Annotated in this window: 7 protein-coding genes; 3 read left to right on the forward strand and 4 right to left on the reverse strand. The window is 73.2% G+C overall.

Going from position 1 to position 7280, the window contains the following annotated elements; translation table 11 throughout:
- A complete protein-coding gene (locus tag NOCJ54_RS28535; RefSeq protein ID WP_051486048.1) occupies positions 1–483 on the forward strand; it encodes an SRPBCC family protein in 483 nt (160 codons plus the stop codon).
- A 61-nt stretch (positions 484–544) separates the two neighbouring features.
- A complete protein-coding gene (locus NOCJ54_RS0118410) occupies positions 545–1621 on the forward strand; it encodes a zinc ribbon domain-containing protein (protein WP_157514960.1) in 1077 nt (358 codons plus the stop codon).
- 12 nt (positions 1622–1633) lie between these two features.
- On the opposite strand, the gene NOCJ54_RS0118415 is transcribed toward NOCJ54_RS0118410, so the two are convergent.
- The 4 genes from NOCJ54_RS0118415 to NOCJ54_RS26855 all read right to left on the reverse strand — a co-directional run bounded on the left by NOCJ54_RS0118415 (position 1634) and on the right by NOCJ54_RS26855 (position 6162).
- On the reverse strand, positions 1634–2632 hold the full coding sequence (locus tag NOCJ54_RS0118415; RefSeq protein ID WP_028656666.1) for a threonine aldolase family protein: 999 nt from the start codon (positions 2630–2632) through the stop codon (positions 1634–1636).
- The gene (locus NOCJ54_RS0118420; protein ID WP_028656667.1) at positions 2629–3966 is read right to left on the reverse strand and encodes a class II 3-deoxy-7-phosphoheptulonate synthase; all 1338 of its coding nucleotides are present in this window, start codon (positions 3964–3966) and stop codon (positions 2629–2631) included. Before NOCJ54_RS0118420 ends, NOCJ54_RS0118415 begins: the two co-directional genes overlap by 4 nt.
- Before the next feature lie 62 nt (positions 3967–4028).
- Positions 4029–5474 carry an APC family permease gene (locus tag NOCJ54_RS0118425; protein WP_028656668.1) on the reverse strand — a complete coding sequence of 482 codons (1446 nt, stop codon included), beginning with the start codon at positions 5472–5474 and terminating at the stop codon, positions 4029–4031.
- Between the two features lie 46 nt (positions 5475–5520).
- The gene (locus NOCJ54_RS26855; protein WP_051486050.1) at positions 5521–6162 is read right to left on the reverse strand and encodes a hypothetical protein; all 642 of its coding nucleotides are present in this window, start codon (positions 6160–6162) and stop codon (positions 5521–5523) included.
- Between the two features lie 87 nt (positions 6163–6249).
- Between NOCJ54_RS26855 and NOCJ54_RS0118435 the strand changes: the two genes are divergently transcribed.
- A complete protein-coding gene (locus NOCJ54_RS0118435) occupies positions 6250–7011 on the forward strand; it encodes an endonuclease/exonuclease/phosphatase family protein (protein WP_028656669.1) in 762 nt (253 codons plus the stop codon).
- The last annotated feature ends 269 nt before the right edge of the window (positions 7012–7280 follow it).

The following is a 7280-nucleotide window of genomic DNA, read 5'->3' on the forward strand; positions in this document are numbered from 1 at the left end:
ATGGCCGGTCACGTCATCCACGTCCACACCACCATCCCGGCGCCACCGGAGCGGGTCTGGGAAGTCATCACCGACGTCGGCCACGCCGACCAGGTGCTGCGCAGCGTCCACGACAGCGAGGTGCTCACCGACGGCGGCTACGACGTCGGCACCACCTGGCGCGAGCGGCGCACCCTGTTCGGGCACCGCGGCCCGGAGGAGCTCCACGTCGTCGAGGCCCAGGCGCCGGTCCGCACCGTGGTCGAGGCCGAGGTGGGCGACGACGTCATCCGCACGTCGTACCGCCTCACCCCGACGCCGGACCGCCAGCGCACCCGGCTGGCGATGACCACGACGGTCGAGATGAGCCACCGCTCGCCGGTGTCGCGCGCCGTCTGGGCGATGTTCGGCGGTTTCAGCTACGACCGCAGCCGCAAGGTGCTCGAGCACGACCTGGAGGACATCGAGGCGGAGGCCTGCCGGCGCGCCGCCGCGGCCGGCTGATACCCCGACAGCGGTTCCGTTCCACGGTCCGCGGCGCGGTCGGGGTACGGTGACCCGCGAGATGACCACCCCGACCTACTGCACCAGCTGCGGGCACGAGCTCGGGGTCGGGCGGTTCTGCACGAATTGCGGCAGGCCCGTGCCCGGCCGACACCCCGAGGCGGCGCCCGCCCCCGGTGCTCCCCCGGCGCCGGTGACCGAGCGCGCGCCGGAGCCCCGCGGCCCGGTCGTCCCGCCGCCGGTGAGCCACGTGCCGCCGGCCGCGCGCTACCCCCTGTACGCCGACGACGCGCCGACCCGTACGGCGCCGACGGTGGCCGCTCGCCCGGTCCCTCCGGGACCGCGCCCGTCCGGTCCGCCGCCGTCCGGTCCGCCGCCGGCCGGTCCACCCCCGTTCGTCGCGCCCGCCCACGGCGCTCCCGCGCCGCGGCGCTCCACCCCCGGCTGGCTGCCGTGGGTCGCGGCCGTGGTGGTGCTCGCGCTGGTCGCCGGCCTGGGTGGCTGGCTGCTGCTGGGCGGTGACGACGGCGACGACCGCGCCGACGACCGGGGTGACGCCCGCCGCACTGTCGGCGCGACGGACCCGTCCGCCGGCACCAGCGAGCCGGCCCAGCCGGACGCCTCCGGCACCGAGGATCCGGCGCCTGCCCCCGACCCCGCTGACGTCGTCGACCTCACCTCGGGCGTCTCGGCCGAGGTGCCGGGCGTCGCGCCGCCGAGCCGCGACCGGCAGAACCGGCCGGTCCGCTTCCTCCCGCGCAACATGTGGGACGGCGAGGCCCGCACGTCGTGGCGGATGCCCGGTGACGGGACAGGAACGACGCTGACCTTCGACCTCGGCCAGGAGGTCGTGCTGACCGAGGTCGGCATGATCAACGGCTACGCGAAAATCGACGGCCCCGACAACTGGTACCGCGCCAACCGCCGGGTCCGGGCCGTGCAGTGGGAGTTCGACGACGGCACCCGGGTCACCCAGGAGCTCGCCGACGACCGCCGCATGCAGATGGCCCAGGTCGGGCCCATCGCGACCCGGACGATCCGGATCCACCTCGTCCAGGTCACCGCCCCGGGGCGCGGTGACAACGGGCGCGACTACACCGCGATCAGCGAGGTCCGCTTCCTCGGCGCACCGGCCTGACCGGCTGCGGCGTCAGGCCAGCAGCGAGGCGAGCACCCGCGCGGCCGACTCGGCGTCGCCGCGGTCCACGTCGAGGTGGGTCACCAGCCGCACGGTGCGGGCGCCGACGGCGCCGACCAGCACCCCCGCCTCGCGGGCCCGGGCCACCAGGCCCGGGGCGTCGGCGCACTCGAGTGCCACGATGTTGGTGTCGACGGTCGCCGGGTCGACGCCGACGGCCTCGGCCAGCAGCCGGGCGTGGGCGTGGTCGTCGGCCAGCCGGTCGACGTGGTGGTCCAGGGCGTGCAGACCCGCAGCGGCGAGGATGCCGACCTGGCGCATCCCGGCGCCGAGCCGCTTGCGTCGTACCCGCGCCTCGGCGACCACGTCGGCCGGGCCGAGCAGCAGCGAGCCGGCCGGGGCGCCGAGGCCCTTGGAGAGGCAGACCGCCATCACGTCCGCCAGCCGGCCGTAGTCGGCGAGCGGGGTGCCGGTCGCGACGTGGGCGTTCCAGATCCGGGCCCCGTCGACGTGCACGCCGACGCCGTGGTCGTCGGCGAAGCGCCGGACGGCGGCGAGGTCGTCGAGCGGGACGACGGTGCCGCCGGCGAAGTTGTGCGTGTTCTCGACCGAGATCGCCGTGGTGCGCACGAAGAACGGGCCGAGGTCGGGGGCGAGCAGGTCACTGATCGCGGCGAGGTCCACCTGCCCACGCGGGTCCGACCACGTGCGCATCGTGAGCCCGGTGACGGCTCCGTGCGCGCCCAGCTCGGCGCGGGCGATGTGCGCCCGGGCCTCGCAGAGTACCTCCTGCCCGGGACCGACCAGCGCGGCGACCGCGAGCACGTTCGCCAGCGACCCGGTCGGCGTGAAGAGCGCGGCCTCGTGGCCGAACAGGCCGGCGACCCGCTCCTCGAGCGCACGGACGGTCGGGTCCTCGCCGTAGACGTCGTCGCCCACCTCGGCCGCGGCCATGGCGGCACGCATGGCCGCGGTCGGCCGGGTGACCGTGTCCGAGCGGAGGTCGATCACTTGCGACGCAGGTTCTCGGCGACCTGGAAGGCGAGCTCGAGCGACTGGACGCGGTTGAGGCGCGGGTCGACCACCGACTCGTAGCGGTGGGCCAGGCCCTGCTCGTCGAGCTCCTCGCCGCCGCCGATGATCTCGGTGACGTCGTCGCCGGTGTTCTCGACGAGGATGCCCGCCGGGACCGTGCCGAGCGAGCGGTGGACCTCGAAGAAGCCGATGACCTCGTCGAGCACGTCCTCGAAGCGGCGCGTCTTGTAGCCGTTGGACGCCTCGAAGGTGTTGCCGTGCATCGCGTCGCAGACCCAGGCCACGTCGACGCCCTCGGCGGTGACCTTCTCGACCAGCGGCGGCAGGCCGTCGCGGATCTTGCCCGCGCCGAAGCGGGTGATGAAGGTGAGCCGGCCGGGCTCGTTGGTGGGGTTCAGCCGCGCCGCGAGGGCGAGGGCGTCGTCGGCGGTCGCGGACGGGCCGAGCTTGCACCCGATCGGGTTGCTGATGTGGCTGAAGTACTCCACGTGCGCGCCGTCGAGCTGCCGGGTGCGCTCGCCGATCCAGACCATGTGGCCGGAGACGTTGTAGGGCTTGTCGGTGCGCGAGTCGATGCGCGTCATCGCGTGCTCGTACTCGAGCAGGAGCGCCTCGTGGGAGGAGTAGAAGTCGACCCGGTGGAACTCGTCGGGGTCGGCGCCGATCGCCTTCATGAAGGTCAGCGCGCGGTCGATCTCCGCCGCCATCGCCTCGTAGTGCTGGCCGACGGGGCTGTTGCGCACGAACTCGGAGTTCCAGGTGTGCACCTGGCGCAGGTCGGCGTAGCCGCCCGTCGTGAACGCGCGCACGAGGTTCAGCGTCGACGCGGACGCGTGGTAGACGTCGAGCAGGCGCTGCGGGTCGGGGCGCCGGGAGTCCGGGGTGAAGTCGAAGCCGTTGACCGCGTCGCCGCGGTAGGCCGGCAGCGTGACCCCGTCGCGGGTCTCGGTGTCGGACGAGCGCGGCTTGGCGTACTGGCCGGCGAGGCGGCCGACCTTCACCACCGGCACGGACGCGGCGTAGGTCAGCACGACGGCCATCTGCAGCAGCACGCGCAGCTTGTTGCGGGTGTTGTCGGCGGTCGCGTCGGCGAAGGTCTCCGCGCAGTCCCCGCCCTGGAGGAGGAAGGCCTCGCCCCGGCTGGCGGCCGCGATCTTCGCCTTGAGCTCGTCGCACTCGCCCGCAAAGACCAGCGGGGGAAGCGTGCGCAGCCTCTCGACGACGGCCGCGAGGGCCGCGGGGTCGTCGTAGGAGGGCTGCTGCTTCGCGCCGATGGCGTGCAACTGCTCGAGGGACGGAAGGGTGCTCACCCCCCAAGGGTACGGCGCGGGACGCCCCATCGCCGATCCGGCGCTGACCCGTGGACCGGGCGTCAGTCGTCCGGGTCGGCGCCCAGGTGGTCGATGTCGGCGAAGTGGCCGCCCTCGGGCTTGTGGAGGAACCGGGTCACCGCCCACAGCACGATGCCGATCGCGAGCAGGCCGGCCGCGATCTTGTACTGCACCATGTCGGCCTCCAGGCGGGCCCACGGGCCGAGCAGGTAGGCGCAGAACACCGCGCCCAGCACCGGTACCACCGTCGGCGCCCGGAAGGCCTCGGGCCGCTCCTCGCGGCGTAGCACCAGGCAGGCGACGTTGACGATGGTGAACACCGCGAGCAGGAGCAGCGAGGTCGTGCCGGCCAGCGAGGCGACAATGGTCGACTCCGACGCGAGCCGGACATAGGTGATCAGGCCCAGCGCGAGCAGGGTGGTGAAGGCGATCGCGACGTACGGCGAGCGGCGCCCGCGCAGCACCTTGCCCAGCACCGGCGGCAGCACGCCCTGGCGGGCCATGCCGTAGACCAGCCGGCTGGCCATCAGCATGTTGATCAGCGCGGTGTTCGCCACGGCGAAGACGGTGAGGAACGGGAAGATGTCGTCGATCGGCAGGTCCGGCGCACCGATCTTGACCACGTCGATGAGGACGCCGGCCTCGCTGCTGGGCTCGGCGATGTCACCGGCGGGCAGCACCGCGATGACGGCGACCGCCACCAGCATGTAGATGACGACCGCGATGCCGAGGCCGGTGAGCATCATCCTCGGGAAGATCCGCCGCGGGTCCTTGGTCTCCTCGACCATGTTGACCGAGTCCTCGAAGCCGACCATCGAGAAGAAGGCGATGGCGGTCGCGATGGTCACCGCCATGAACAGGCCCTTGTCGTCGGGGCTCTCGAAGGCCGTGACCCGCTCCAGGTCGCCGTCGCCGCGACCGACCACCCAGACGCCGATGCCGATGACGATCGCCAGCGCGAGCATCTCGACGAGCGTCAGCACGACGTTGAACTTCACGCTCTCGCCGACACCGCGCAGGTTGATCGCCGCGAGCACGACCATGAACAGCAGGGCGACGACGAGCACGAGGCCCGAGGCCGGCTCGTCGTTGCCGAAGCCGATCAGCAGGTTGGACGCGACCAGCCCCGACGCCGTCGACGCGCTGGTGATGCCGGAGCACACGACCGTGAAGGCGACGAGGAAGGTGATGAAGTGGACACCGAACGCCTTGTGGGCGTACAGCGCCGCCCCCGCTGCCTGGGGGTACTTCGTGACCAGCTCGAGGTAGGAGTACGCCGTCAGCGTCGCGATCGCGAACGCCACGAGGAACGGCAGCCACGCGATGCCGCCGACCTGTCCGGCGAGGCGCCCGGTGACGGCATAGACCCCGGCACCGAGGATGTCACCGACGATGAAGAGCAGCAGGAGCCCCGGGCCCAGGACCCGCTTGAGCGACGGCTGGGCGTCGGCCTCGGGGGTCGTTCCCGTCTGCGAGGTGTCGGTCATGGTCGTTCCTTCTCCCGAGGTGGAAAGTCTCTCGCCCTGCCCTGTCTCACCTTGCCGCAGCCGTCGGCGGTTGGGAAGCATGTCCGCCGGGCGGCGGCGTGGCGACCACGCCGAGCCGGCGCAGCAGGCCCAGCGTCGCCTCGGCGAACGGGTTGTCCGCCGTACGCCGCTCGACCTCGCCCCAGTCGACCTGCTCGCGCACCGCGCGGGCGACCGGGATGACCGGGGTCAGGTTGCACGCGTGCTCCTCCATCGCGCCGAGCTTGTCGGCCATCAGCACCGTCGCCGGGAGCACCGGCATCTGCACCGACTCGACCTCGATCACCTCGGCGTCGTCGAAGCGGCTGCGGGAGATCGGCTCGCCGCCGACCCGGAAGATCACGTCGACCATCGCCCCGTCGATGAAGACCTTGAACAGCCAGTCCTCCGGGGGCTGGACCACCTCGAGGTCCCGCGCGGCCAGCAGGTCCCGGGCGCGGGGCGCGTCCTCCTCGGCGACCATGAAGTCCACGTCGTGGTCGGGCTCCGGCCCACCACGCGCCCACAGCCCGTAGCTGCCGGCCAGCGCGAAGGGCGTCTCGCCCTCCTTCAGCGTGACCGCGACCAGCTTGAGCGCCTCGCGCAGCGCGTCCTGCCCGTACGGACCGGCAGGACGCACTGCGCGGGCCGAGGCGTCGTCGTGCACCATCCGCCATCACCTCGGGGCGGGTGGTACCCCCGCCCCGGAGGTCCATGCACCCGCTTCCCGAGCCCGTTCCCGGGTACTGGCGGGGCGATGAGGCTGGTCTCGTTCAACATCCTCAACGGCCGCACGCTGCACGACGACACCGTGGACGTGCGGGTGCTCGCCGACGCCGTCCGGTCCCTCGACCCGGACGTGCTCGCGCTGCAGGAGGTGGACCGCAACCAGCAGCGGTCGGGCCGCGCCGACCTCACCGCGGTCGCGGCGGAGGCGATGGGGGCGCCGCACCACCGCTTCGTCGCCGCGCTCGCCGGGAGCCCGGGGGCGACCTGGACGGCGGCCACCGGGCGGGAGCAGCCGGAGGACGCCGCCTACGGCATCGCCCTGCTGAGCCGGTTCGAGGTCGCCGGCTGGGAGGTGGTCCGGCTGCCGGTGCTGCCGACGCGGGTGCCGATGCGGTTCCGGGGCCAGCTCGCGCCCACGCTGGTCCGCGACGAGCCGCGGGTGGCGGTCGCAGCGACCGTGCGGGCGCCCGGCGGCGAGGTCACCGTGGCGACGACCCACCTGTCGTTCGTGCGCTGGTGGAACGGCCGGCAGCTGCGCCACCTGGTCCGCGCCCTCTCCGGGGCGCGTCGGCCGCTGCTGCTCACCGGCGACCTGAACATGGGCCTCGACCGGGCGGCGGGCGTCAGTGGGCTGCACCCGCTCGCGGCGGCCACGACCTTCCCGGCCGACGCGCCGGTCGAGCAGCTCGACCACGTGCTCGCCGACCGGCCGCTCCCCGCGCGCTTCGAGGCGCGGGAGATGGCACTGTCGGACCACCGTGCGCTCGTGGTCGACGTCGACCACCGCTGAGGACGGCCTCATGTAAGGAGCTCCGGCGGTTGATCACCGTCGCGGGTCCCGGGATGGTGAGTGTCCCGGCTGGTCCGGTGAGTGGCGTCGTGACGGGCTCTGGGGTGTCGGCCTGCGGGTCGGTGGCCCCGTTCGGCTGATTGCCATCGCTGGTCTGGCCACGGATGCCCCGGATGAGGGAAGTGGACCGGCCCAGCGAGGTCGGGTCCGGTTTCAGCGCATGAGTGGGAGCCGTCGTCAGATCGCTCGCCTGCTCTTGGGACCGTGGC

Source organism: Nocardioides sp. J54 (assembly GCF_000519005.1).
Classification (GTDB): Bacteria; Actinomycetota; Actinomycetes; order Propionibacteriales; family Nocardioidaceae; genus Nocardioides.

Excerpts from the sequence above, each read along its gene's own strand:
- NOCJ54_RS0118425 (WP_028656668.1), bottom strand. The coding sequence starts at position 5,474 with ATGACCGACACCTCGCAGACGGGAACGACCCCCGAGGCCGACGCCCAG.
- NOCJ54_RS0118435 (WP_028656669.1), top strand. The coding sequence starts at position 6,250 with ATGAGGCTGGTCTCGTTCAACATCCTCAACGGCCGCACGCTGCACGAC.
- NOCJ54_RS0118410 (WP_157514960.1), top strand. The coding sequence starts at position 545 with ATGACCACCCCGACCTACTGCACCAGCTGCGGGCACGAGCTCGGGGTC.
- NOCJ54_RS26855 (WP_051486050.1), bottom strand. The coding sequence starts at position 6,162 with ATGGTGCACGACGACGCCTCGGCCCGCGCAGTGCGTCCTGCCGGTCCG.
- NOCJ54_RS28535 (WP_051486048.1), top strand. The coding sequence starts at position 1 with ATGGCCGGTCACGTCATCCACGTCCACACCACCATCCCGGCGCCACCG.